The organism is Streptomyces sp. NPDC012835, from assembly GCF_042900885.1.
In the GTDB taxonomy this organism is placed as follows: domain Bacteria; phylum Actinomycetota; class Actinomycetes; order Streptomycetales; family Streptomycetaceae; genus Streptomyces.
In genome coordinates, this window is record NZ_JBIBBW010000003.1 from 551,298 (window position 1) to 576,712 (window position 25,415).

At 71.3% G+C, this 25,415-nt stretch carries 20 protein-coding genes and 1 tRNA gene; 9 read left to right on the forward strand and 12 right to left on the reverse strand.

The features are described from left to right. Positions 1-143 precede the first annotated feature (143 nt). The gene (locus ACFY6S_RS15690; protein WP_388816461.1) at positions 144-1,049 is read left to right on the forward strand and encodes a DUF6227 family protein; all 906 of its coding nucleotides are present in this window, start codon (positions 144-146) and stop codon (positions 1,047-1,049) included. Between the two features lie 122 nt (positions 1,050-1,171). On the opposite strand, the gene ACFY6S_RS15695 is transcribed toward ACFY6S_RS15690, so the two are convergent. The 3 genes from ACFY6S_RS15695 to ACFY6S_RS15705 form a co-directional block, all read right to left on the reverse strand. Next, positions 1,172-3,451 (reverse strand): fructose-specific PTS transporter subunit EIIC, encoded by a 2,280-nt coding sequence (locus tag ACFY6S_RS15695; protein WP_388816464.1) that lies wholly within the window; start codon positions 3,449-3,451, stop codon positions 1,172-1,174. Positions 3,452-3,554: 103 nt separating this feature from the next. Then, the gene (locus ACFY6S_RS15700) at positions 3,555-4,700 is read right to left on the reverse strand and encodes a 1-phosphofructokinase family hexose kinase (protein ID WP_388816467.1); all 1,146 of its coding nucleotides are present in this window, start codon (positions 4,698-4,700) and stop codon (positions 3,555-3,557) included. Between the two features lie 11 nt (positions 4,701-4,711). Next, a complete protein-coding gene (locus ACFY6S_RS15705) occupies positions 4,712-5,473 on the reverse strand; it encodes a DeoR/GlpR family DNA-binding transcription regulator (protein ID WP_388816470.1) in 762 nt (253 codons plus the stop codon). A gap of 256 nt (positions 5,474-5,729) precedes the next feature. Between ACFY6S_RS15705 and ACFY6S_RS15710 the strand changes: the two genes are divergently transcribed. Beyond that, on the forward strand, positions 5,730-6,029 hold the full coding sequence (locus ACFY6S_RS15710; RefSeq protein ID WP_388816475.1) for a hypothetical protein: 300 nt from the start codon (positions 5,730-5,732) through the stop codon (positions 6,027-6,029). Positions 6,030-6,325: 296 nt separating this feature from the next. On the opposite strand, the gene ACFY6S_RS15715 is transcribed toward ACFY6S_RS15710, so the two are convergent. After that, positions 6,326-7,333, reverse strand: coding sequence for an RNA polymerase sigma factor RpoD/SigA (locus ACFY6S_RS15715; RefSeq protein WP_388816478.1), 1,008 nt, complete (start codon positions 7,331-7,333; stop codon positions 6,326-6,328). Positions 7,334-7,480: 147 nt separating this feature from the next. Between ACFY6S_RS15715 and ACFY6S_RS15720 the strand changes: the two genes are divergently transcribed. Then, a complete protein-coding gene (locus tag ACFY6S_RS15720) occupies positions 7,481-8,011 on the forward strand; it encodes a GNAT family N-acetyltransferase (RefSeq protein WP_388816481.1) in 531 nt (176 codons plus the stop codon). Positions 8,012-8,151: 140 nt separating this feature from the next. Here the strand turns inward: ACFY6S_RS15720 and ACFY6S_RS15725 are convergent, their stop codons facing one another. Further along, complete coding sequence (locus tag ACFY6S_RS15725; protein ID WP_388816485.1) at positions 8,152-8,934, reverse strand: dioxygenase; 783 nt, start codon at positions 8,932-8,934, stop codon at positions 8,152-8,154. A gap of 149 nt (positions 8,935-9,083) precedes the next feature. Between ACFY6S_RS15725 and ACFY6S_RS15730 the strand changes: the two genes are divergently transcribed. Further along, on the forward strand, positions 9,084-9,641 hold the full coding sequence (locus ACFY6S_RS15730) for a MarR family winged helix-turn-helix transcriptional regulator (protein ID WP_388817993.1): 558 nt from the start codon (positions 9,084-9,086) through the stop codon (positions 9,639-9,641). A 244-nt stretch (positions 9,642-9,885) separates the two neighbouring features. On the opposite strand, the gene ACFY6S_RS15735 is transcribed toward ACFY6S_RS15730, so the two are convergent. Further along, positions 9,886-11,427 carry an MFS transporter gene (locus ACFY6S_RS15735; protein WP_388816488.1) on the reverse strand — a complete coding sequence of 514 codons (1,542 nt, stop codon included), beginning with the start codon at positions 11,425-11,427 and terminating at the stop codon, positions 9,886-9,888. Positions 11,428-11,543: 116 nt separating this feature from the next. Beyond that, positions 11,544-12,236 carry a TetR/AcrR family transcriptional regulator gene (locus tag ACFY6S_RS15740; RefSeq protein ID WP_388816491.1) on the reverse strand — a complete coding sequence of 231 codons (693 nt, stop codon included), beginning with the start codon at positions 12,234-12,236 and terminating at the stop codon, positions 11,544-11,546. Positions 12,237-13,101: 865 nt separating this feature from the next. On the opposite strand from ACFY6S_RS15740, the gene ACFY6S_RS15745 reads away from it, so the two are divergent. Then, positions 13,102-14,181, forward strand: a complete 1,080-nt coding sequence (locus tag ACFY6S_RS15745) for a M6 family metalloprotease domain-containing protein (RefSeq protein ID WP_388816494.1) — start codon at positions 13,102-13,104, stop codon at positions 14,179-14,181. A gap of 58 nt (positions 14,182-14,239) precedes the next feature. On the opposite strand, the gene ACFY6S_RS15750 is transcribed toward ACFY6S_RS15745, so the two are convergent. Genes ACFY6S_RS15750 through ACFY6S_RS15760 form a run of 3 tightly spaced genes read right to left on the reverse strand, consistent with a single transcriptional unit; the run spans position 14,240 to position 16,960 of the window. Continuing rightward, positions 14,240-15,247, reverse strand: a complete 1,008-nt coding sequence (locus tag ACFY6S_RS15750) for a hypothetical protein (protein ID WP_388816497.1) — start codon at positions 15,245-15,247, stop codon at positions 14,240-14,242. Continuing rightward, positions 15,229-16,644 (reverse strand): hypothetical protein, encoded by a 1,416-nt coding sequence (locus ACFY6S_RS15755; protein ID WP_388816500.1) that lies wholly within the window; start codon positions 16,642-16,644, stop codon positions 15,229-15,231. Before ACFY6S_RS15755 ends, ACFY6S_RS15750 begins: the two co-directional genes overlap by 19 nt. A gap of 1 nt (position 16,645) precedes the next feature. Beyond that, positions 16,646-16,960: a chaplin family protein gene (locus ACFY6S_RS15760; RefSeq protein WP_388816503.1), complete on the reverse strand. Its 315-nt coding sequence runs from the start codon at positions 16,958-16,960 to the stop codon at positions 16,646-16,648. 384 nt (positions 16,961-17,344) lie between these two features. Between ACFY6S_RS15760 and ACFY6S_RS15765 the strand changes: the two genes are divergently transcribed. From ACFY6S_RS15765 to ACFY6S_RS15780, 4 genes are all read left to right on the forward strand, one after another. Beyond that, complete coding sequence (locus tag ACFY6S_RS15765) at positions 17,345-18,622, forward strand: PLP-dependent cysteine synthase family protein (RefSeq protein ID WP_388816506.1); 1,278 nt, start codon at positions 17,345-17,347, stop codon at positions 18,620-18,622. A gap of 279 nt (positions 18,623-18,901) precedes the next feature. Next, positions 18,902-18,974 (forward strand) — tRNA-Arg (locus tag ACFY6S_RS15770). Between the two features lie 757 nt (positions 18,975-19,731). Continuing rightward, positions 19,732-20,754, forward strand: coding sequence for a glycoside hydrolase family 11 protein (locus ACFY6S_RS15775; RefSeq protein ID WP_388816509.1), 1,023 nt, complete (start codon positions 19,732-19,734; stop codon positions 20,752-20,754). Between the two features lie 86 nt (positions 20,755-20,840). Next, entirely contained in the window at positions 20,841-21,839 is a 999-nt protein-coding gene (locus tag ACFY6S_RS15780; RefSeq protein ID WP_388816512.1) for a polysaccharide deacetylase family protein, read from the forward strand. 124 nt (positions 21,840-21,963) lie between these two features. Here ACFY6S_RS15780 and ACFY6S_RS15785 read toward each other — a convergent pair whose 3' ends face one another. Then, positions 21,964-23,289 (reverse strand): hypothetical protein, encoded by a 1,326-nt coding sequence (locus tag ACFY6S_RS15785; protein ID WP_388816515.1) that lies wholly within the window; start codon positions 23,287-23,289, stop codon positions 21,964-21,966. Positions 23,290-23,451: 162 nt separating this feature from the next. After that, positions 23,452-25,326, reverse strand: coding sequence for an MFS transporter (locus ACFY6S_RS15790; RefSeq protein WP_388816518.1), 1,875 nt, complete (start codon positions 25,324-25,326; stop codon positions 23,452-23,454). Positions 25,327-25,415: the final 89 nt, after the last annotated feature.

Below are 25,415 nucleotides of genomic sequence, written 5' to 3' on the forward strand. Positions count from 1 at the left end.
GCGTACCCGGCGAGTTGACCGGGGGCGTGAGGGAACTTCATGTACGCCCCCTTCGTTTTCTCAAACTTGGGACGCGATGTCAGCCCTAGGCGCTACGTTATGCAATCACCAAGTGACATGTGGCGACGGCCTGGAGACCCATCTTGAACGATCCCTACGAGACAACCGAGACGCACCTCGAGCGACTCCTGGGTCGGGCACTCAACTCCTTCGACCTGCCCGACGCAGTGGTCGACCGAATTGACCGCGCGCTGGCGCACGCCAGCTCGCTGTGTTCCGCGCACCACAGTGCGGGGCTGCACCGCGAGACGTACCGGCACACCTATCTGCTCGCGGATGGCGGGTCGCTCAGCCTGTGGGAGCTGGTGCACAACACCGGCCGGGACGGCGCGCGACTGCACGAGCTGTACGCGGACGAGGCCGGGGCGCAGCTCGCCGCGGCCCGCCTGTGCCGGCCCGGCAGTCCGGAGGCACCGAGGCTCTCCCCCTTCGACGGCGACTACGGCGATTACCGGGAGTACGGCGAGAGCCGGGCGCGCGCGGTGGACCCGGCCGATCCGGAAGCGGTGTCCCCGGCCGGGGAGCCGTCGATGGATGACGTCGCCGCCGGGCTCCTCTCGGAGCTGGAGTCGGAGCGCACGGCGGAGATCGATGCCCATCTCGCTCTGCTCCGCGCGCTGCGGGCGCTGCCCGCTCCCGCACCGGCGCCCCGGCACCGGATGTACTCCCCGGACAACTCCCCCGACCACGCCCGTCGGGTGCTGCGCCGGGCGGAGAACGACGACCGGCCGGGAGAGGCGACCGGGCTGCTGCTGAAGACGGCTTTCGCGCATCACATCACTCAGGTCTTCGGCAGACAGTGCCAGGTCGAGGGCAAGGAGGCCGGGTTCATGCTCTATGAGCACGCGTTCCTGCTCATCGACGGCAGCGAGACGAGCCTCTGGGAGGTCGAGCACACCGCGACGCGGGACGGCCGTCATATGTGCGAGGTGTACGAGACGCAGAGCGCCGCGCGCGAAGCCATGGAGCTTCGCGCGCGGGTGAGATGAGCGGCTGAGGGTGAGCGGGTGCGACGAGCCGGTGGTCGAGCCGACGCGGGCGGGTGCTGAGAGAGCGTGACGGGGCGTGCGTCCACCAGGGGTGGGCGGACGCACGCCCCTGGTGGACGCGCTCAGACGGTGGCCGGCACCTTGGCCTCCGTCGCGGCCCCGCCTTCGGTGGCGGCCGAGGCTTCCCCGGTCTGGTCGGGACGGCCGGTCCTGCGGGCGCCCTTGAGCAGGATGACCAGTCCGGCGCTGACCGCCGTACCCGCCGCGATCGCGACCAGGTAGAGGAAGGGGTGGCCGATCAGGGGGATCACGAAGACGCCGCCGTGCGGGGCGCGCAGGGTGCACTCGAAGAGCATCGAGAGCGCGCCGGTGACCGCTCCGCCCGCCATGGCCGACGGAATGACCCGTAGCGGGTCGGCCGCGGCAAACGGGATCGCGCCCTCGGTGATGAAGGAGGCGCCGAGGACCCAGGCCGCCTTGCCGTTCTCCCGCTCGGTACGCGTGAACAGCTTGCCCCGCACGGTCGTGGCGAGCGCCATCGCGAGCGGCGGGACCATGCCCGCCGCCATCACTGCGGCCATGACCTTGAGGCTGCCGTCGTTGGGGTTGGCGAGGCCGCCGACCGCGAAGGCGTAGGCCACCTTGTTCAGCGGGCCGCCGAGGTCGAAGCACATCATCAGGCCGAGGATGACGCCGAGGATGATCGCGTTGGTGCCGGAGAGGCCGGACAGCCAGTCGGTCAGGGCCCTCTGGAGTTCGGCGATCGGCTTGCCGACCACCAGGAACATCAGGAAGCCGACCACCGCGGAGGAGATCAGTGGAATCACGACCACCGGCATGATCCCGCGCAACGGCGCGGGCACCCGGACACGTTGGATGGCCATCACCGTGCCACCGGCGATCAGACCACCGGCCAGCCCGCCGAGAAAGCCGGCGTTGATGGTGAGGGCGGTGGCGCCGCCGACGAAACCGGGGACCAGCCCCGGACGGTCTGCCATGCCGTAGGCGATGTAGCCCGCGAGGATCGGCACCAGGAAGCTGAAGGCCAGTCCGCCGATCTGGAACAGCAGAGCCGCCCAGCTCATGTGGTCCCCCCAGGCGAAGTGCTCGGCGACGGAGGGGGCCTTGTCGACGGTGTAGCCGCCGATGGCGAAACCGAGGGCGATGAGGAGCCCGCCCGCGGCCACGAAGGGAACCGTGTAGCTGACCCCGGACATCAGCCACTTGCGGAGCTTGGTGCCGTAGCCCTCGCCGGGCTCCCCGGCGTCCTCCACCGGTGTGGTGCGGCCGTCGGCGGTACCGGTCACCTCGCCGCGTTCGGCCTTGCCGCGTACCTCGGCGATCAGTTCGGCGGGCCGGTTGATGCCGGCCTTGACGCCGACGTCGACGGTGGGCTTTCCGGCGAAGCGTTCCTTCTCCCGTACAGGCACGTCGTGCGCGAAGATCACGGCGTCGGCGGCCGCGACAACCGCGGGGTCGAGCCGGTTGAACCCGGAGGACCCCTGCGGCTCGACGACCAGTTCGACACCCGCCTGCTGCCCGGCCTGCTCCAGGGCCTCGGCGGCCATGTAGGTGTGGGCGATACCGGTGGGGCAGGAGGTGACGGCAACGATACGGAAGACCTCGGCCCCACCGCTGGCCCCGCCCTCGGCCCTGTCCCCGGCCCCGGCCCCGGCCCCGGCAGAGGAGGCGGCGGAGGTGGAAGCGGAAGCGGGCCCGGCAGCAGACGCGGGGGCGGGCGTCGAGGTTTCCGCCGTGCCGGCCGGAGTGGCCGTGCCGGCCGGAGTGGCCGTGCCGGCCGGAGTGGCCGTGCCGGCCGGAGTGGCCGTGGCGTCCTCCGAAGCCGTCGGGGCGGCCTTCCCGGCTCCCACGCCCTCCGGAGCCGCAGCAGCCTCGGGAGCCGCCTGCGCGGGCTCCTCCGGGCTCTCCTCGCCGGTGTCCCCGTTGCCCTCGGCGCCGGCTTCCTCGCCACGGATCAGCGCGGCCGCCGCCGAGGCGTCCGTCACCGACCGCAGTCCCGACGTGAACTCCTCGTTCATCAGCCGCCGGGCCAGAGCCGACAGGATCGTCAGGTGCGCGTCGTCGGCGCCGGCCGGCGCGGCGATCAAAAAGATCAGGTCGGCCGGACCGTCGGGGGCGCCGAAGTCGATGCCCCGTGCCGAGCGCCCGAAGGCGAGGGTCGGCTCGCCGACGTGCGCGCTGCGGCAGTGCGGGATGCCGATGCCGCCGTCGAGGCCGGTCGGCATCTGCGCCTCGCGCGCCGCCACATCGGCCAGGAAGCCGTCCAGGTCGGTGACCCGGCCCAGGGTCACCATCCGTTCGGCCAGCGAGCGGGCCGCTGCTTCCTTGGTCTCGGCGGCCAGGTCGAGGTCGACCAGGTCCGCGGTGATCATGTCGCTCATCGCGGGCTCCTTTGCTCGCTTATCGCGCAGGTCAGAGGGGTGGTGGGGACAGCGGGAAGAGAAGAGGCCAGAGAAGGGGGAAGGGAGTGCGGGACGGAAGGGCTCATGGGGCGGGCTCCGTGAGAGGGCGGTCCAGCGGTACATCCGCGGTCACCGTGACCGCCGACGGATCCAGATCCCCCGGCGACGGCATCACGCTGCCCGGCAGCTGTACGGCCGCAGCGCCGTGCGCGACGGCGGACGCGAGCGCCGCCGGGCCTTCACCGCCCGCCGCCAGGAAGCCGGCGAGCGAGGCATCGCCCGCACCGACGTTACTGCGGACCGAGGCGACCGGGGCCGAGCCGAAGTACGTCCCCTCCGCCGAGACCAGCAGCTGGCCGTCCGCCCCGAGACTGGCGAGAACGGCCCCGGCGCCGTACGCCCGCAGCTCCTCCGCCGCCTTGACCGCGTCCCCCACCGTGGTGAGGGGGCGGCCGACTGCCTCGGCCAGCTCCTCGGCGTTCGGCTTGACGACGTCCGGGCGCTCGCGCAGCGCCGCCAGCAGGGACGGCCCCGAGGTGTCGAGCGCGATCCTCGCCCCGGCACGGTGGGCGCGGGCGACCAGCTCGGCGTACCACTCGGGGGCGAGGCCGCGCGGCAGGCTGCCGCAGCAGGCGATCCAGGTCGGCGCGGATGCCTCGGCGCCCGGAGCGCCCCTCCTCGGTGCGCCCCTCTCCGGAGCACTCATCCCCGGTGCGCCCCTCTCCGCCCCGGCAGCCTCCACTCCGGCCGCCTCGGCTCCGGCCGTGTCCGCTCCGGCCGTGTCCGCTCCGACCGCGGCCCTTCCGGGAGAGTCCGCCCCGGAGGCGTCAGGCCGGGCGCCCGTAGCGCTGATCCGCTCACGGATCGTGGAGAGCAGCGCTTCCGACTCGGCCGCCGTCAGCTCCGGACCGGGCGCGTTGATCTTGGTCAGCGTGCCGTCGGGCTCCGCGAGCGCGATGTTGGACCGGGTCGCGCCCGCGACCGGCACCGGCACGACCTCGATGCCCTGCTCCGCGAGCAGCTCCGCGACGAGCGCGCCGGGCGCCCCGCCGAGCGGCAGCACGGCGACCGTACGGCGGCCGGCCGCCGCGACGGCCCGGGAGACGTTGACGCCCTTGCCGCCCGGGTCCATGCGCTCGGCCGTGGCCCGCAGCACTTCGCCCCGGTCGAGCGCCGGAACCTCGTACGTACGGTCCAGACTGGGGTTGGGGGTGACGGTGAGGATCATGCGGCGCGCTCCTAAACGCTCAGCACTTCGGTACCCGCGGCCTCGACCGCCGCGACATCCGAAGGGCCGAGCCCGCTGTCGGTGATGAGCAGATCGACATCGGCGAGCGTGCCGAAGCGCGCGAAGTGCTCCTGCCCGTGCTTGGCCGAGTCCGCGAGCAGCACCACGCGCCGGGCGGCACCGACGAGCGCGCGCTTCACGGCCGCCTCGGCGAGGTCCGGGGTGGTCAGCCCGCCATCGGGGGAGAAACCGTTGGTGCCGAGGAAGACGACATCGGCGTTGACCTCGCCGTACGCCCGCAGCGCCCAGGCGTCGACCGCGGCCCGGGTGCGGTGCCGCACCCGGCCGCCGACCAGATGCAGATCGATCCCCGGGTGGTCGGCGAGCCGGGCGGCGACGGGCAGCGCGTGGGTGACGACGGTGAGTCCGCACTCCAGCGGCAGGGCCCCTGCCAGCCGCGCCACGGTCGACCCGGCGTCCAGGATCACGCTGCCGTCCACCGGCAGCTCGGCGAGCGCCGCGTGCGCGATCCGGTCCTTCTGATCGGCCGCGGTGGACTCGCGCTCCGCGAGATCCGGCTCGAAGTCCAGCCGCCCGGCCGGGATGGCCCCACCGTGCACGCGCCGTACGAGCCCGGCCCGGTCCAGGGCCTTGAGATCACGCCGTACGGTCTCGGCGGTGACCTGGAACCCCTCGGCCAGCGCCAGCACGTCGACCCGGCCGACCTCGCGGGCCAAGCGCAGGATCTCCTGCTGACGCTCCGGTGCGTACATGTGGTTTTACGTCCATTCCGTGCCCGAACCTGTGGTTTCGACGGAAGGCTACGCCCGCATTTCCATAAAGTAAACAGATGTGGGCCTGGTTCGGACACGAACGGGCATCGATCAGCAGAGATCAATGGGGATCAGCAGAGATCAATGGGTACTGATCGGCGGATACCGATGGAGAGGGTTCCGAAACCGGAGCTGTGTCATCATCGGCGTCCATCCATCCCCGGGGGGGGTGTGGAACGGGGAGGGAGAACGGACCATGAGCTGGTACACCTTGGCACCGTGCGCGGGCATGGCGGTGTGCATGACGGTGACGGGAGCCGCTGCCATCAGGACGGGGTGGCTGTTCCCGTGGCTTCGCGGGCGGCTGTTCCGGCCGGGGCTGTTCGGCGGCGCGCTGCTGGTTATGGCGGCGACCTTCGTCCTTCAGCTGGCCGGTGGCCTGTTCGTGGACGATCCGGAAGCGCGGCTTCTGTTCTTCGACGCACCCGGAATCACCGGCCTGGTGATCGCGCTGGGAATGATCACATTCGCCCAGCACCCGGTCCGCGACCGCTGATCGGCGCGACGGCACGCCTCGAACACGTCGGCCACGTCGGCCACGTCGGCCACGGCACGGTCTCGACGACCTCGGCCGCGCGCGACGGCGGTGTCAGCCGTCGACCCGGCCGCATCGGCGGGCCCGGACAGTCGGCGGGCCCGGCCGCATCGGCGGACCCGGACAGAGGAGAGCCCCGGCACCTGGGGGGGGTTGGTGCCGGGGCTCGTCATCGGCGGCCGACGCATCGGCCGTCCCGTACCGCCGGGAAAGGCGGTACGAGTCAGAAGAGACACTACGGGCAGAGAACGGCGGCGTCACGCCGCCGCGTCGAAACCGGTGTCCCTGGCCATCTTTTTCAGCTCTATCAGCGCATGCTTCTCGATCTGCCGGATCCGCTCGCGCGTCAGGCCGTGCTGCTTGCCGACCTCGGTCAGCGTGCGCTCCCGGCCGTCCTCGATGCCGTAGCGCATCTTGATGATCGAGGCGGTGCGCTGGTCGAGCCTGCCGATCAGGTCTTCCAGCTCCTCGCTGCGCAGCAGCGTGAGCACGGACTGCTCGGGCGAGACCGCGGAGGTGTCCTCCAGCAGGTCGCCGAATTGGGTGTCCCCGTCGTCGTCCACCGACATGTTCAGGCTGACCGGGTCACGGGCCCAGTCCAGCACGTCGGTGACGCGCGCCGCGTTGGAGTCCAGCTCGGCGGCCACCTCGGCGGGCTCGGGGTCGCGCCCGTGCTCCCTGTTGAACTCGCGCTGCACACGGCGGATCCTGCCCAGCTCCTCCACCAGGTGGACGGGGAGCCGGATCGTACGGGACTGGTCCGCGATGGAGCGCGTGATGGCCTGGCGGATCCACCATGTCGCGTACGTCGAGAACTTGAAGCCCTTGGCGTAGTCGAACTTCTCCACCGCGCGCACCAGGCCCGCGTTCCCCTCCTGGATCAGGTCCAGCAGAGGCAGGCCGCTGCGCGGATAGCGACGGGCGACAGCCACCACGAGACGGAGGTTGGAGCGGATGAAGACGTCCTTCGCACGCTCACCCGCGGTGTAGAGCGCTTCCAGCTCCTCGGGCGAGGCGCCGGCGCCCTCGCTCTCGACTTCGCCGTCGAGTATCTTGCGGGCGTAGACACCGGCTTCTATGGTCTGCGACAGCTCGACTTCCTTGGCGGCGTCGAGCAGCGGTGTGCGCGCGATCTCATCGAGATACATGCCGACCAGGTCGCGGTCGGCGATCTCCCCGCCTACGGCGCGAACACTGCTTGCCGCTTTCGTCCCGCTGGAGCCGGAGGCGGCGGCGGAACGACGGGCGACGGCACGGGTTGCCATGCGAGCTCCCTTACTGAGTAGGTCGCGACACCCTCCCGGGTGCCCTGCATCCGTTGGAAACAACGACTGGAATCCGGACAGAATTCCCATGCGGTGCGGGGATTTTCTGATCATGCAGTACCCTGTGCCGCGATCCGGGGAGGACAGATGTCGCACACATGTACAGAAGTGCAGGTCAGAGCGGGAACGGAGGCCGACCTCACAGCCCTGACCGACATCTACAATCACTACGTCCGAGAGACGGCCATCACCTTCGACACCGTGGCGTTCACCCCCGAACAGCGGATTCCGTGGCTGCGTTCTCATCCGCAAGACGGCCCGCACCGTCTTTTGGTTGCTCAGGATGTCCCTTCTGCCCGCGTTCTGGGGTACGCAACCAGCAGCCCGTTCCGACCGAGGCCCGCGTACTCGACCTCGGTCGAGGTATCCGTCTACTGCGCGCCCGAGGCCGGCCGGCGCGGTATCGGCACACTGCTCTACCAGGCACTGTTCGACGCCCTCGCGAGCGAGGACGTCCATCGCGCGTACGCGGGCGTCGCCCAGCCCAACGAGGCGTCGGACCGGCTGCACGCCAGGTTCGGCTTCCGTCACCTGGGGACGTACCAGGAGGTCGGGCGGAAGTTCGGTACGTACTGGGACGTGGCCTGGTACGAGAAGCGCCTCGGTGAGACCGGCTGAACGAGACCGCCGAACGAGACCGCCGAACGAGACCGGCCGATCGAGACCGGCCGATCGAGACCGGCCGAAACCGAACAGGCCCGATCAGCACCGAACGGGCCCGATCGGCGAAGGGGCCCGCAGCCCCCGAGAACACCGGCTCAGCCGAATTGCACGGACCTCTTCGCCAGCCCCAGCCAGAATCCGTCGATCACGCTCCGGCCGCTGTCCAGCTCCCCCTCCGAGGCGCCGAGCGTGACGAAGAGCGGCGCGAAGTGCTCCGTACGCGGATGGGCCAGCCGCCCCGCCGGCGCCTTGTGCTCGAAGTCGAGCAGCGCGTCGACGTCCTGAGCCAGCAGCGCCCGGGTCCCCCAGTCGTCGAACTCCGCCGACCAGCCGGGCACCCCGCCGCCGGTGTGGCGCAGCGCCGCGAGATTGTGGGTGAAGAAGCCGCTGCCGACGATCAGCACGCCCTCGTCCCGCAGCGGAGCCAGCTTGCGCCCGATCTCCAGCAGCTTCCGCGGTTCGAGCGTGGGCAGGGAGACCTGGAGGACCGGAATGTCGGCGTCCGGGAACATCTCCACCAGCGGTACGTACGCCCCGTGGTCGAGGCCCCGGTCCGGCACGTCCTGCACGGGCGTGCCCGCGCCGCGCAGCATCTTGCGTACGGATTCGGCGAGCGCGGGCGCGCCGGGGGCGTCGTACCGCACGCGGTAGTAGTGCTCCGGGAAACCCCAGAAGTCGTGGACCAGCGGCACGGTTTCGGTGGCGCCGAGCGCGAGCGGCGCCTCTTCCCAGTGCGCGGAGACCATCAGGATCGCCGTGGGGCGCGGCAGCGTCGCGGACCAGGCCGCCAGTTCGCCGGGCCAGACCGGGTCGTCCGCGAGCGGCGGGGCGCCGTGGGAGAGGTAGAGGGCCGGCATGCGCTCCGCGACACCATTCATGACAACTCCCCGGTCCAGGCACTGCACGCGCTATGTGAAGGCTTCCGCCCACTTGAATGCTTCTATTTGAAAGCTCAAGCACTCAATGTGACCGAGTTTACGCCTATCTATTTTAAGATTCAAGAATGAGTAGAGTGGTCCACATGACCATGGCATCCACCGACAGCGACGGCGCTGCGGACAGCGACTACGGCAGAGCCGGCGACGGTACCGATGGTGACGGCTCGCCGCGCTGGCTCAGCGACGAGGAACAGCGCGTCTGGCGGACGTATCTGGCGGCCACCACGCTTCTGGAGGATCACCTCGACCGCCAGCTCCAGCGCGACGCCGGGATGCCGCACATCTACTACGCCCTGCTCGTGCGGCTCGCACAGGCGCCGAGGCGGCGGCAGCGGATGACCCAGCTGGCCATGGACGTCAAGATCACCAGATCCCGGCTCTCGCACGCGATCGCCCGGCTCGAACAGTACGGCTGGGTGCGGCGCGAGGACTGCGACTCCGACAAGCGCGGCCAGAACGCGTACCTCACGGACGAGGGCAACGACGTGCTGGAGCGGTCGGCACCCGGCCATGTGTCCGCCGTGCGCCAGGCGATCTTCGACCGGCTGTCCGCGGAACAGGTGGAGCAGCTCGGGGAGATCATGCGGGTGATGGCCGAGGGGCTTCAGCCGGAGGGTACGGGCGCGGATCTGCCCTGGCGCCGCTGAGTCGCGGCGGCGCCAGGGCAGATCCCGTGCTCCGTAAGTGCGGGCCGTGCGTGCGGTCCGTACGTGCGGTCCGTGCGTGCGGTCCGTGCGTGCGGTCCGTGCGTGCGGTCCGTGCGTGCGGTCCGTGCGTGCGTCCCGTCGCCCGTACGTCCCTGTCGGCCGAAGCCTTCCGTACGCGCCTTACGTGCCTTACGTACGCGCCTTACGTACATGCCTTCCGTACGGAACCCGTCGGCGGTGGCCGTCAGTGCATCGCCACCGGCACCGGGACCTCGTCCGACGCGCCCTCGGCGGCGCCGCCCGAAGCGACCGTCGAGGTGCCGGGCCGGCCCGTGTTGATGAAGGTCAGCGCGATCGTCGCGGAGACGACCAGGATGCCGACCGCCCACCAGATGGCGCTGGAGAAGCCGGAGACCAGCGCCTGGAGCTGGAGCAGCTGCGGGTCGCGGGCGGTCGCCGCGTGCGAGGCGATGTACGACGTCGTCGCGGAGGCGGCGATCGTGTTCAGCAGGGCGGTGCCGATCGCGCCGCCCACCTGCTGCGAGGTGTTGACCATCGCCGAGGCGACGCCCGCGTCACGCGGCTCGATGCCGTGGGTGGCGAGCGACATGGCCGGCATGAAGGCCGTACCCATGCCGAGGCCGAGCAGCAGCTCCGCCGGCAGGATGACCGTCGTGTACGAGGAGCCGATCTCCAGCTGCGTCAGCAGCAGCATGCCGATGGCCGCGACCAGGAAGCCCGGCCCCATCAGCAGCCGCGGCGGGACCCTGGTCATCAGCCGGGCGCCGATCTGGGTCGAGCCCGTGATCATGCCGACGATCATCGGCATGAAGGCGAAGCCCGTCTTGACCGGCGAGTACCCCTCCACGACCTGGAGGTAGTACGTCAGGAAGAGGAAGAGGCCGAACATACCGATGACGGCGAGCCCCAGCGAGAGGTAGACACCGGCACGGTTCCGGTTGGTCACCACGCGCAGCGGGAGCAGCGGGGTCTTGACCTTCGACTCGACGAGGGCGAACAGGCCCAGCAGAGCGACGGCGGCGATGAAGAGGGAGATCGTCGTGGTGTCGCCCCAGCCGTCGGACTCGGCGCGCGTGAAGCCGTACACCAGCGAGACCAGGCCCAGCGTCGACAGCAGCACGCCGGGGATGTCCAGCGCGGAACGGTTGCGTCCGCCCGCGGGCTCGCGCACGACGAAGTAGGCGCCCAGCGCGGCGACGACGGCGAACGGGATGTTGACGAAGAACGTCCAGCGCCAGTCCAGGTACTCGGTGAGGAAGCCGCCGAGGATCAGGCCCACGGCGCCACCGCCACCGGCGATCGCACCGAAGATGCCGAACGCCTTGGCCCGCTCCTTGGGGCTGGTGAAGGTCACCGCGAGCAACGACAGCGCGGCGGGCGCGAGCAGCGCGCCGAAGACGCCCTGGAGCGCGCGGGCCCCGAGGAGCATCGCCTCGCTGTTGGCGGCGCCGCCGATGGCGGAGGCGGCGGCGAAACCGACCAGGCCGGTGACGAAGGTGCGCTTACGGCCCCACAGGTCGGCGATGCGACCGCCGAAGAGCAGCAGCCCGCCGAAGGCGAGCGCGTAGGCCGTGATGACCCACTGCTTGTTGCCGTCGGATATGCCCAGGTCCTGCTGGGCGGAGGGCAGGGCGATGTTCACGATGGTCGCGTCGAGCACGACCATCAGCTGGGCGAGGGCGATGAACACCAGCGCTTTCCAGCGGTTCGGATCGGGAAGCGCGGCTCCCGTCGCGGGGAGCCCCTTCTCGGCTGTTTTTGACATGGAGGTATCCACCTATTGGTACGGAAGGACGGAAACGTACGTAAGTACAGGCGACGCTGCGGGACTTACGGAGTCATTGCGGGGCTATTGCGGGTCGATGAAGTCGTGGGGGCGCGTCACGAGGCGGGGCGACGCAGTGCCTCCAGGGTGGCGGCGGAGCCGGGCAGCGCGGAGCGGGCCGGGGCCTCCAGGCCGTCGAGGAACAGCTGGAGATGGCGGTGGATGAAGCGGTCCATGTTCAGACAGCCGGTCCCGGGCAGCGGCCGGGTGAGCTGCGACAGGGCGATCATCAGATCGCCGACCGCGACATCCGTACGCAGCCGTCCCGCGCTCCTCGCCCGCTCCATCAGCCCTTCCACGGCGCCTTCGAGGCGTTCGCGTTCGGCGTCCAGCCCGGGGCATTCCCGGTCGAACGCCTCGGAGAGCATCGGGCAGAGCGCCCCGATCCGCTCGTCGGCCGCCATGTGCACGAAGCGGCGCAGCGCGGCGAACGGGTCGGGGTGCCCGGCGGCCGACTCCTCGGCGGTGATCCGCTCGGCGCGGTCGGCGACACGGGCCATGACGGAGAGCACGACGTCGTGGATGAGGGCATGACGGTCGGGGAAGTGCCGGTAGAGCGTGGCGTTGCCGATCCCGGCGCGACGGGCGATCTCGTCGAGCGGGGAGTCGGGGCCGTACTCCACGAACATCTCGCGGGCCGCCGTCACGATCCGCTCCCGGTTGCGCAGCGCGTCAGCGCGCGGACGCGGCGCGCGGGGCGCCGGCCCGCACGCGGTGACGTCGGCGGGGGCGGAAGCGGGGGCGGTCACGTCGGGCCCTTCTTTCGGTCGGTCTGAGGTCGGTCTGGGGTCGGTCTGAGGTCGGTCTGGTCTCGGTCCGAGGTCGGTCCGAGGTCAGCCCGAGCTCGATCTGTCACGGCTTGTTCGCCGCGCGTCGTTCGGTCTTGGGGCGCGCGCCTCGGGAGCGCGCTTGGGGGGCTTCGGGGTCTTTCCGGAGGGACTGCCTGCCGTAAGCGGGGAAGCTCTCCCCGCTTAGGAGACACAGGTGCAAACGGGGGGAGCGTCCCCGGTTATTTCAGCAGCGCACGTGACCTGACTCACAAGGGTGAATTGACCGGAAAAACCCGGAAAACCCACGATCGGCGCACCCGACGGGCGCCGACACGCCGACGGACGGAGGGTGATCGAACGGAGCGCAGTCACAACCGCCGACTGCCGCGCGACCGAAGGCGGCCGAATGCAGCAGGGGCGATGGATAGGCCGAGCCGGCGAGAGAGCCGGTCTCAAGCGACACACAGGAGTCAAGCCTCGCACGGGATTCACGTGGCGCACAGGATTCACATGGATCACAGGATTCACATGGAACACGGGATTCACGTGGCGCACGGGATTCACGTGGAACACGGGCTTCAGGTGGAAAAGAAGAAGCGGTGGCCACAGCGGCACCACCGGCTCGGAACCGGCTGACAGCACCGGCGCCCACCACGACCGCCCCGGCGGCGGCCGGGGCTCGCGCAAGCTCGGCGCGCTCGCCGGCCTCACGGCACTCGCCCTCGCCGCGCTCACCTCGGCGAGCGGCACCCTGTCGGCCCCCCTCCGGGCCTCGGCGGGCCCCGGGGGCACCACAGGATCCGCGCTCGGACCGTGCCGTATCGCCTCCGGCGTCACCGTACAGATGTCGGAGGGCCTGCCCACCCCGGCCGGCTACTCGCGTTCGACCGGTCGCATCCGCGCCCTCAATCTCATGATCGATTTCCCGGACGCGCCGGGCCCCGGCAAGGCGAAGGACCGGCTGGCCGAGTTCTTCCCGCAGACGTCGGAGTGGTTCAGGACCAGCTCCTACGGTCGGCTGGACTACCGCGCCGAAGCCCCGGTCCCGGACTGGCTGCGCATGCCGATGCCGTTCTCGGAGTACGGCATCGACCGCGGGTCCCCGTACGAGCCCGGCTACCGGCGGCTCGTCGAGGACATCGTGGACGCCGCCGACGCGGACGTGGACTTCAGCGCGTACGACCTGATCAACATCCTGGTCACACCGAACGCCGGTCCCTCGGCACTGGACACCGTCCTGTCCGTCACCTTCTCGGGCAACGCGGACGCCCCGCACGCGGACGGCGTCCCGCTCTCCAACACGTCGTTCGTCTACAGCCGCCAGGACGACGGCTCGGGTTCGTACACCGAGACCGGCTACCGGGTGCTGCCGCACGAGAACGGCCACGTCTTCGGCCTCCCCGACCTCTACACGGCCGAGGGCGGCGGCGCGGTCGGGCACTGGGACATCATGTCGGAGGACTGGGGCGCCAACAACGATCTGCTGGGCTGGCACAAGTGGAAGCTCGGCTGGCTCGACGACGAGCAGATCGGCTGCGCCGCCGCGCACGGCAGCAGCGACTTCCAGCTGGCCCCGCTGGCGACAGCGGGTGGCCCGAAGATCGCCTTCGTACCGATCTCCAAGGAGTCGGGGTACGCGGTGGAGGTACGGACCCGGGAGGGCAACGACGAGGCCGTGTGCCGGCCGGGCGTGCTGATCTACCGGGTGGACGCGGGCGTGGACACCGGGCGCGGTCCCGTGACGGTCTCGGACAGCAAGGAGAACAGCGGCGGCTGTACGCGCCGGCCCAATGTGCACGCGGAGCTGTCGGACGCGCCGTACGGTCCGGGGCAGTCCTTCGTGGACAAGGACAACCGCGTCCGGATCTCGGTGCTGTCACAGGAGTCGGACGACACCTTCAGGGTGCGGGTGACGAGGTCCTGAGCAAGGCGGTTGACAGGTCGGCGGGGACGCCCTCGTACGGGAGGCGGCGGTCCGGGAGTCACACCGCCTCACGGCAGGCGGCGGGCAGGTCGCCGTAGTGCCGGTCCAGGAGCCGTTCGTGCGCGGGGGTGAAGTGGCTGCGCCAGATGCCCACCGTCAGATCGCCGGCACCGCCGCCACCGGTACGGGCATCGGCACCGGGGGTGGGGGTGGGGTTCGGGAGGCGTCCGGGCGGCGGGTCGGTGCCGGCCGGTGACGGGTGGCCGATGGCCTCCCGGATGCGGCTCAGGGCCTGTTCACGGGCTTCAGCGGTGCCCCCGTGCGCGGGGCCCGCGAGGTCCTCGTGGGTGATCACCGTGACGGCGGGGTGGCGCAGCAGCCACTGGCAGCTCCGCGTCTCCGCCATGCCAGGGAAGTCCGGGTCGGTCAGCGCGAGTGTGATGCGGGCGTCCATGGTGGGCAGCGCGCCGACGATGTCGCGGTAGATGAGCTGATCGGGCAGCGTGCCGACGCGGTCGGCGGGTCCGGACAGCAGACGGATCAGACTGATGACGCGGTCGCGTACGTCGCGGTGGTGAAAGATGATCGGCGGTCGCGCGTCCGCGTGCCAGGCGCGCAGGAACCCGGCGTCGGCCCGCCCCAGGTCGAGACCGCTGACGTACCAGCAGCCCCGGCCCGGCAGGAGTCGGCGCAGTTCGGCGTCGGGGAGGCGGGCCAGTCGGCTCTCGGCGCCCGGGTCGACGGGTGAGGCCGCGGTGACCGGCTGCCCGAGGCGTGCCCACCACACACGCCACAGGGCGCTGACCGCCGTGTGGAAGGCATCGGTCAGCCCGGCGTGCTCCGGCCCCCGGCGGTGCAAGAGGCGGGCGGCGCGATCCTCGCCGTACGCGGCCGTCAGGAGCGCGTGGACCTCCCCCGGCCCCGGCTGATCCGGCCGGTCCGAGCCGTGCGGGACGTGGCCGCTCATCGTGCCGTACGAGGTGTGGCCGAGCCGGGTCATGGCGTCCGCGAGCAAGGGCGTACCGCTGCCGCGCGGCGAGACGACGATCACCTGGGGCGCGGGCATGGGGCATCTCCGGTGGCGAGGTGGGGCGGGGTGAGGACGGGGGCGGTGGCGGTGGCGGAGGCGGGGGCGGTGGCGGTGGCGGAGGTGATGATCGGGGCGGCGGAGATGAGCGGGGTCATCGGGGCTGCCGGGGCTGCCGGGGCTGCCGGGGCTGCCGGGGCTGCCGGGGCTGCCGGGGCTGCCGGGGCGAGGATGAGGTCCTCGTACGTGTGGTGGCGGCGGCCGGAGGTGCGGTGGTGCAGCAGCCGGGCCGCGCGGGCGTGCTCTCCCGTGCCGATCAGCGCGCGGGCGAGCGTGTCCTGCACGATCTCGCGCTCCACCCGTACCCCGCCGAGCCGCTCCGTGCGCTCACCCAGACCGGTCAGCAGGTCCACCGCAGCGCCGGCCCGGCCCCCGGTGATCTCGGCGAGCGCCAGGACCACCGGAGCGAGCACCTCCCGGTAGTCGGGGCGTTCGTCGCTGGCCGCCCGGGCGGCCAGGGCGCGCAGCTCGTCGGTGGCGGCCTCGACGGCCAGCGCGAGGGCGAAGTTGAAGGTGTGGAAGACCTCGGCCATACCGCCAGGACCGGCCAGCAGCTCCCTCACATGGGCGAGGTCGCAGCGGCGGGCCGGGGACTGCCCGGCGAGCAGCAGCCGCCAGTTCGTCGCCGCGCGCATGCCCACGTCCGCACGGTCCAGGGCTTCGTCGGCGCGCCGCCGTGCGTCCGCGAAGTCCCCGGCGGCCAGGGACTGGAGAGCGGCGTGCCAGTTGAGGTGCTTGAACTGGACGGCACGCGGGTCGGCGGCCAGCCAGCGGTCGAGGAAGGCGGTGGCCGCCGGGCCGGCCCCCCGTTCGTGGTCGGCGTGCGCGCGGGCGTGTGCGGCGAGCCCGGAGCGGGGATGCGCGGCCAGGGCCCGGTCGGCGAGATCGAGCGCCTCCTCGACGCGGCCCTGCTCCGCCCGTACCCAGGCGAGTCGGCTGGTCCAGGCCCAACTGTCCTGGCCCAGCAGCGCGTAGTGCCGCTCGGCCAGATCGTCGCCGCGTTCCCGGTAGGCGGGCTCACCGGTGGCGTGGAAGGCGTCGAACATCAGCCCCGCCACTTCGTCCCCCGGCCACCGTTCGAAATGGGCGAGGAGATGGTCGGCCGCGAGCCGGTACTGGCGGTGGGTGCTGAGGAACACGCCGTACACGAGGCTCACCGACCGCTCGTCGGCGCTCAGCGCGTCCCGGTGGGCGACCGTCAGCTGCTCGCGCAGCTCCGTATCGCTCATCCCGTCGCTCGTCACCAGAGCCAGCAGTGCCCGCGCCACTCCGTGCCGAGGCTCCCGCGCCACCCACTGCCGCACCAGCGGCAGGCCGCGCCCGCTGAGGGACGCCAACTCCCTTACGGGAGCGTCCTCCAGCGAGACGCCCTCCATGTCAGATCTGAGCCATGAAGACGGCGGTGCAGACGATGCCGCTGCTGCCGCAGTGGTTGCGCGGCAGGGAGAGCGGCAGCTGGGCGAGGTTCCCGCTCACCGCGCCGCTGCCGGCGGCGGTGCCGCCCACCGCCTCCGTACCGCCCTGGTTGACGCACGTGTTGCCGAATGTCGCGTTCCCGATGCCGATCACACTGGCGTGCGCCGCGCCGGCCGGCGCCAGCGCGGCCCCCAGCACCGCCCCCACGGCGGCGGCCCGCCGGCCCAACTGCCGGGTTCCGCCGCTTTCCTCGTCCCGTCGTACGTACTCGGTCACCGGTCGCTCCTCGCTGCTTCGGGTTCGCGCCCGGAACCGAGCGGTCCGGGGCATACGACCGTTCAACGACGACCCGGCTGTCCGGGCACGCCGACGTCGACGCCGTCACGAAACTCCCACCGTCGTCACCTGCTCGTCCGCGCACCGCCCTCCCCCCTGCCGCCTCGGGCCGGAAGGCGCCTCGACGGCGGGTCCGCTCGTCAGCCGCGACCGGATCATGTGCTGGTGCGACCATTCACCCTTTTCTTTGTGGGGCGTTGGGCCGCGTAGGTGGTCTCCGCGTGTTCGCTCCCGCTTCCGCGCGGTCGGCGGGTGGCCCGCTGTTAGACAAACCCGGCGACCCGGCACGGGTGGCGTCATGGACGGATACGTGGAGGCTTTCGGATGGGTGTGTCACGGCTGGGTGTGTCACGGCGGGCGGTGCTGTTCGCCGGTGCGGGAACGGCGGCCGGTACGGTCCTGACGACGGGCCCGGCCGGCGCGGCGGGCCCCGGAACGCCCGCCGGCGGGACGGACCGCGACGCGCGGGGCGAGGGCGTCGGCCAGGACGACGACCTGTCGGACCGCTACCCGGACGAGCGCGGCTGGGTCAACGACCGGATCCGGCGGATCCGGGCCCTGCCGTACGAGCCCACGCCACTGCTGGAGCTGGAGTTGCCGAAGCGGCTGCGCGGTTCGCGGCTGCTGGTGAAGAACGAGACGGTGCACCCTTCGGGCAGTCACAAGCACCGGTTGGCCGAGGCGCTGTTCCTCAACGCCCTGGCCAACGGGTGGCTGCGGAGGGAGAGTCCGGTCGTGGAGGCGTCCAGCGGATCGACCGCCATCTCGGAGGCGTGGTTCTGCCGGGAGCTGGACCTGAAGTTCGTCGCGGTGATGCCCTCCGGTACGGCCCCGGAGAAGAAGCAGGCCGTCCTCGACCTGGGCGGCGAGATCGTCGAGGCGACCGGCGCGACCATCTCCCAGCGGGCGCAGGAGGAGGCGGTCAAGCGCGACGGGCATTTCATGGACCAGTTCACCTACGCGGAGCGCGCCTACGACTGGCGCGGCGACCACGGGATGGCGGGCGAGATCCTCGGGGCGGTGGACCCCGACTGGTTCGTCATGGGAGCCGGGACCGGCGGCACGGCGGCCTCCCTGGCCCGCTACGCGCGCTACACCGGCCACCGGGTCCGGGTGTGCGTGACGGACCCGGAGAACTCGGCGTTCTACCCGGGCTGGCGCGACAACGACCGTACGGTGACGGCGAAGGGCTCGCGCATCGAGGGCATCGGCCGCCCGAAGGTCGAACCGTCGTTCCTCTTCCCGCTCGTCAACCGCATGATCCGCGTCCCGGACCCCGCCTCGATCGCCACCATGCGCGTGGCCGCCGAGCGGCTGCCGATCGCCCCCGGCGCCTCCACGGGCACCGGGCTGTACGGCGCCCTGAAGATCCTGCACGGCCTGCGTGAGCGCCACGAGAGCGGCACGATCGTCTCGGTGCTCTGCGACTCCGGCGACCGCTACCTCGACACGTACTACGACGACGCGTGGCTCGACCAGCAGGGGATCGACTTCCGGCCATGGCTGCCCACCGTGGAACGGTTCTTCGAAACGGGCCACTGGACGCCGCCCACCTCCTGGAAGAGGCCGCCCGCTCCGCGCGCCCTGATCTGGAACATGTGACGAGCGGGCCGGGGTCCGCCGGGCCGGTCCACTGTGTGCGGGGCGCTGGGTCAGGTGGACCCGACAACACCACCGGCCGCGCCCGCTCCACCGGGACCGTGCGCGACCGCTCCGGCGAAGAGTCCGGCTGCCCCCTGCGTTCGCGCAGAGGACCACCGCACCGCTACCCCCACGCCATCCGCTACGCTGTCCTGGGCTGACCTCAGCGGCAGTCCAGGACCTTGGTCACACGAGATGGATTACCACTCAACGTATTCCTTCTCGCTTCGCGCAAGGCCCGCCTTCGTAGCTCAGGGGATAGAGCACCGCTCTCCTAAAGCGGGTGTCGCAGGTTCGAATCCTGCCGGGGGCACAGTTTGACCAGGCGAGATGCCGGAGAAGGCCCAGGTCGGAGCGGGTTCCGACTTGGGCCTCCGTCGTTTCGGACGCTGGGAGTGCGCTGGGGGAACCTTGCGATTACGTCGGCAGTACCGAGCCGCACCTCCTGAATTCCCCCTAAACGATCATGGCGTCATTACGGGTGGGCGTTGAACGCGGCGCGACCCCTCCCTACGCGCCCCCTCCCTACAGAAGAACACCGCTCACCGCGGAGTCAGCACGTCCCGAGCAGCCGCCCACGCCCGTGAAGATCGCGGCTTCTCCGTGAGGCAGCCGCCCGCAGGGTGGCGTCGCCCTCCGCACGGCGGCTGAACGGCGTAGGGCGGCCGGGACGTGGGGAGCGGGGCGGCGTTTCCGCGCTCGGGCCGTCGCGTCGGGCGGCTGGGCAAGGGGCGCGCGACCCGTTCGGGATGCCCCCGCGTGAGAGCTCCACGGGAAATCGCGTTCGCGCGAATACTTCGAAAGTTTCGGCCGGTTGGGTTCACCGACGTTGATCTCTCGTTCGAGGGATCGGCGATTACCTTCAATCCGTCGGCACTGAATGGCCATTGGTCAGCCTTTTATCCATTGCTCAAGATCCATCGACGATGGAATGTTTCGCGATCATTACCGAAACTATTGACACTTGACGGGGCCAGATCAACACTGTCGCCGTCGGCAGGCTCAGCCAGCCACCGCCGACCGGGTCCCTACCGCGATCCGCCTCACGAGGACGAGGAGGAAATACGCACATGAACAACGCACCCGCACCCCCGACGAGCCGCAGGCTCGCCCCTCTCCGGCTGCTCAGCCGCCTCCGGTTGCTCATCAGCGCCGCCTGCGCCATGGTCATGGTCGCCGCCGCCTCGGTGGCGCTGGCCGGTACGGCGCACGCCGACACCGTCGTCACGACGAACCAGACCGGCACCAACAACGGCTACTTCTACTCGTTCTGGACCGACGGCGGCGGATCGACCTCGATGAACCTCGGGTCAGCCGGCAACTACGGGACGTCGTGGAGCAACAGCGGCAACTTCGTCGCGGGCAAGGGCTGGAGCACCGGTGGCCGCCGCAGCGTGACCTACTCCGGCACCTTCAACCCGTCCGGCAACGCGTACTTGGCCCTCTACGGGTGGACGACGAACCCGCTTGTCGAGTACTACATCGTCGACAACTGGGGCACCTACCGGCCCACCGGTACGTTCAAGGGCACCGTCACCAGCGACGGCGGTACGTACGACATCTACCAGACGACGCGGTACAACGCCCCCTCCATCGAGGGCATCAAGACGTTCAACCAGTACTGGAGCGTCCGGCAGTCGAAGCGCACGGGCGGCACCATCACCACCGGCAACCACTTCGACGCGTGGGCCAGTCACGGGATGAACATGGGCACCTTCAACTACATGATCCTCGCGACGGAGGGTTACCAGAGCAGCGGGAACTCCAACATCACACTGGACTCCGCCGGGGGCGGCGGTGGCGACGGCGGCGGAGGCGGAGGCGGTGGCAGCTGCACCGCGACCCTCTCCGCCGGGCAGCAGTGGAGCGACCGCTACAACCTCAATGTGGCCGTCTCCGGCTCCAGCACCTGGACCGTGACCATGAACATCCCCGCCCCGGAGAAGATCCTCTCCACCTGGAACATCAACGCCACCTATCCCAACGCCCAAACGCTCACCGCCAAACCCAACGGCAACGGCAACACCTTCGGCGTCACCATCCAATCCAACGGCACCTGGACCTGGCCCACCGTCTCCTGCACCCCCAGCTGACCCCGTAACACTCCGCAACAATCCGTAACGCCCGGGAACGTCAGCCGACCACGGTCGTATCCCCGCCACAAGGAGACCCCACCCGCATGCGCATCAAACGGAAACTGTCGTTACGCTCCCTCGTCACAGGACTGGCCGTCGCCGCGATGACCGCCGCCGGCACCGTCACCTTCGCCGCCGACGCCACCCCCTCGCACGCCGCCGCCTGCAACGGGTACGTCGGGCTCACCTTCGACGACGGCCCGGCCGGCAGCACGCCGAGCCTGCTCAACGCCCTCAAGCAGAACGGGCTGCGGGCCACGATGTTCAACCAGGGCCAGTACGCCGCCGCCCTGCCGGCCCAGGTCCGGGCCCAGGTGGACGCCGGCATGTGGGTCGCCAACCACAGCTACACCCACCCGCATCTCACCCAGTTGAGCCAGTCGCAGATCGACTCGGAGATATCCCGGACCCAGCAGGCGATCGCGAACGCGGGCGGCGGCACGCCGAAGCTGTTCCGCCCGCCCTACGGCGAGACCAACTCGACGGTCAAGGCCGTCGAGAGCGCCTACGGCCTGACCGAGATCATCTGGGACGTCGACTCGCAGGACTGGAACGGCGCCAGTGCGGACGCGATCGTGCAGGCCAACGCCCGGCTCACCAACGGCCAGATCATCCTGATGCACGACTGGCCCGCCAACACCCTCGCCGCGATCCCGCGCATCGCGCAGGGACTGGCGAGCCGCGGCCTGTGCGCCGGCATGATCTCGCCGCAGACCGGGCGCGCCGTGGCCCCCACCGACAGCGGCGGCGGTGGCGACGGCGGTGGCGGAGGTGGTGGCAGCTGCACCGCGACCCTCTCCGCCGGGCAGCAGTGGAGCGACCGCTACAACCTCAACGTCTCGGTCACCGGCTCCAACACCTGGACCGTCACCATGAACATCCCCGCCCCCGAGAAGATCCTCTCCACCTGGAACATCAACGCCACCTACCCCAACGCCCAGACCCTCACCGCCAAACCCAACGGCAACGGCAACACCTTCGGCGTCACCATCCAATCCAACGGCACCTGGACCTGGCCCACCGTCTCCTGCACCCCCAGCTGACCCCGTAACACCCGGCAGCCGGTAACACACCGGAACATCCCGGAACCCGTCCACACCACCCGCACCACCCGGCGACAGCGCACCCGTGGCGCGGCGGGCCCGACCGCCGCGCCACACCCCTCGCTCAGTCGCAGTCGATCCTCAGCTGCGCCGCCGCGTGGTGGGCGCCGAAACGCTCGTCGCTGCCGAAGTCCAGCCCCCGGTCGACCATTTGGACCGCGAACGTGTCGCCGCGGACCTTGTAGCTGCCCACGTTCACCAGGCTGCCCCGGTGCCGGGTCTGGCGCACGGCGAAGCCGCCGTAGCCGGTCGTGCTGTCCGAGGGGTCCTTGAGCACGCGGTAGACGGTCGGGGCGCCCGCCACATCGCGGGGGCGCCCGCTGTCGGGTACGTAGACGGCCACGGCACACTTCTCGTACGACGTGTCGAGCGGCCAGGACCAGGTCGCCGTGGAGCGACCGTCCCGCTCCGGACTGCCGGACATCGGGACGGCGGAGAAGCTCCCGTCGCACGAACTACCCTTGTAGCCACCGGATGTGACGGTGTACCAGGCCGCGTCGCCGTTCTCCACGCGGCCGTGTTCGCGGTACTCGCCGGTGGTGCAGCCGGGGCCCGCCCAACCGGGGTACGCGGCTCCCGAGGGACCTGAGCCGTCCGCACCCGCCCCGGTGTCCCGGTCCGCTCCCGTGCCGGGCCGCCCGGACGGGTCGTCGGAGGGGCCGCCCGTACCCGGACCGGTGGCGCTGCCCGTACCGGCGCCCGCGCCCGGGTCCTGGCTCTCCCGCGCGCCTCCGCCGCCGCCGAGCCCCGGCAGTTGGGGCGCGCCCGGCCCGGTCGGTACATCCGGCCCGGTCGGTACCCCCGGGCCCGCGTTGTTCTCCGTGGAATCGCCGCCCCCACCGCCGACCACCGCGACCGTCGCCCCGAGGCAGCCGAGAGCCAGCACCGCGACCGTGACGACCAGGCGTCTGCGCGAGCGCGTCGCGCCGTACTCACGCCCTTGGGAGAAGCCCGTGCCCCCGGAGAAGTCCGTGCCCCGGGAGAAGGCGGCACCTCGGGAGAAGGCGGCACCTCGGGACAGGTCCGTGTCCCCGGCGAAGTCCGCGCTCCGGGGTAAGTCCGTATCCCCGGCGAAGCCCGCGCCCCCGGGCAGCTCCGCGTCCCCGCCTGTTCCGCCCCCGCCCGGCGGCGTCCGCCCGAAGGCCCTGTCCATCGGCCGGCCCGGTATCTCCTCGGGTATCTCGTGGTGCGCCGATCCGGCCGTCGCGCCGCCCAGGGGCGCGGTGCTCGGGAACGTACCCGCGATCATCCCCGGTGCGGTGCCCGACCGCGCCTCCAGGCCCGTCCAGGCCGCCCGCGCGGCACCGGCGTCGTTCCACGAGCGGGTGTCGTCGGCGTCGTCCCAGGGCTGCCCGTCCCCGGCGGCGCATCTCCCCGGCCACTCCCGCACCGTTCACACCTCATATCGCTTCACTATGGGGGATCGCGCGGTCACTCGGCAGCGGAAGGGCCCGATTGACCGTTTGGCTTGCCTCTCGGCCGACCCTTCGTCTCCCCGGTGCGCCGGACCGGCCCCGGCCCAGCTCAACTCCACCCGCCTCAGCGGGTGTTGTCAGTCCAGCTCCTCCGGACACCCGGTACCACGCGGCAGCTGGTACGGGGCGGCCAGCCGGTACACCCCCGGACGGGGCGCCAGCAGCTCCGTCCATTCGTCGCCCTCGACGTTCGCCTCGGCCTTCCGCAGACAGCCGTTGGGGTTGACGAACACCTTCGGACTCTCCGGATCGGCCTTCGACGCCGCCGTCTCCTTCGGCGGCAGCACGCTCTTGCCCTCCTCGTCGACCAGGCCGAGCCACGGCGAGTACGGGATACGGATCAGCACCCGCCCCGCCGACTTCACGTGGATCGTCAGCTCGCCCGCGCCCGCGCGGTCCACCGTCGCGGGCGGGTCGGCCAGCGGCATCGGGTCCTTCACCGCGAACAGCTGCCAGTTGGAGTCCCCCCACAGGCGCTCCAGATACGGCTGTCCCTCCTCCACGAGCTGCGCCTCCAGGCCCGCGCCCGCGTCGGGCCGGCCCTGCGGCAGCACCACGTAGTGCACGGCCCAGCGGTCGAGCCAGCCCCGGTAGCTGTCGGAGGTCAGGGTGTCGTCGTAGAAGAGGGGGTTGCGCTCCATGTCAGCCTGCCGGTTCCAGCCACGGGCGAGATTGACGTACGGAGCGAGCGCCGACGCCTCGCGGTGGCTGCTGGCCGGGACGACCTCCACCCGGCCCTTCTCGGCCCCCACCCGCTGCAACTGGTTGACCAGCGGCGCCAGCTCGCGCGTCCAGGAGGCGGCGGGCGCGGTGCGGACGATGTCGTCGACGCCTTTGAAGCCGATCCAGAAGTTGAGCCCCACGAAGGCGAGGACCAGGGCGTACCAGCGCCAGGAGCGCGGCGCCGTGTACGGGAGGGCCGCGAGCAGCACCACCCCGCCGATGATCATCGCGAGCCGGGAGACGTTGGACCCGATCTGCGAGTCGACGACGTACGTGAGGAGCACCCCGGCGCCGTAGACGGCCGCCGCGACCCGGACCGTACGCCACTCCCCGGGGACCAGCACGACCACGAACACCGAGAAGAGGAACGGCAGCGAGGCCGTCCCCACCGACATCGGCTGGGTCCCGGAGAAGGGGAACAGCCACGCCGAGAGCGCGACGACGGCCGCCGGCGCGAGGCCGAGGGCGTACGCGCCGGGGCGGCGCTTGTTGAGGAACAGCGCGGCGGCGATCACCCCGAGGAACAGCCCGGCCACCGGACTCGCCGCCGTCGCGAGAGCGGCCAGCGGAGCCGCCGCGACGCCCTTCAGCCAGCGCTTCTCACGCCAGCGGTACGGCCAGCAGAACACCGAGGCGACCGCGGCGACCGCGAACATCACGCCGAGTCCGAACGTCACGCGCCCCGACAGGGCGTTGCACAGGTACGCGAAGACCCCGGCCATCGAGCAGGCCACCGGGTTGCGGACGGCACGGACCCGCACCAGGATCAGCGAGGTCAGGGCGGCGCCCACCGTCCCGGCGACCATCATCGTCGTCCGCACGCCGAGGACCGACATCAGATACGGCGAGACCACGCTGTACGAGACGGGGTGCATCCCGCCGTACCAGGCGAGGTTGTACGCGGAGTCGGGGTGCCGGCCGACGAACTCGGCCCACGCGTCCTGGGCCGCGATGTCGCCGCCGCTGTTGGCGAAGAAGAAGAACCACAGCACGTGGACGGCGGCGGCGACGAGGGCGGTGAACAGGACCGGGTGCCGCAGCACCCGGCGCCGGGCGGGCTCGCAGCGGGTACGGAGACGCTCGCCGAGCCGGGAGCGCGGGCCCGCGCTGCCGTCGCGCGGCGGCTCACCGCCGCCCGGCCCCGACGCGGGTGCCTCTATTCGCGGGCCGGTGTCGACGGCCCGCCCCTCGGGCGTGCTGTCGGCGCGCGTCGGCTCAGCGGTGGTCACTGCGGCTCTCCGTCTCCCCGTCTCACCGTCGTCCGCCCGGCGGGCCGGGTCCCCGGCACCTCCTGGGACGCCGTCCCGCGTCCGGCGGT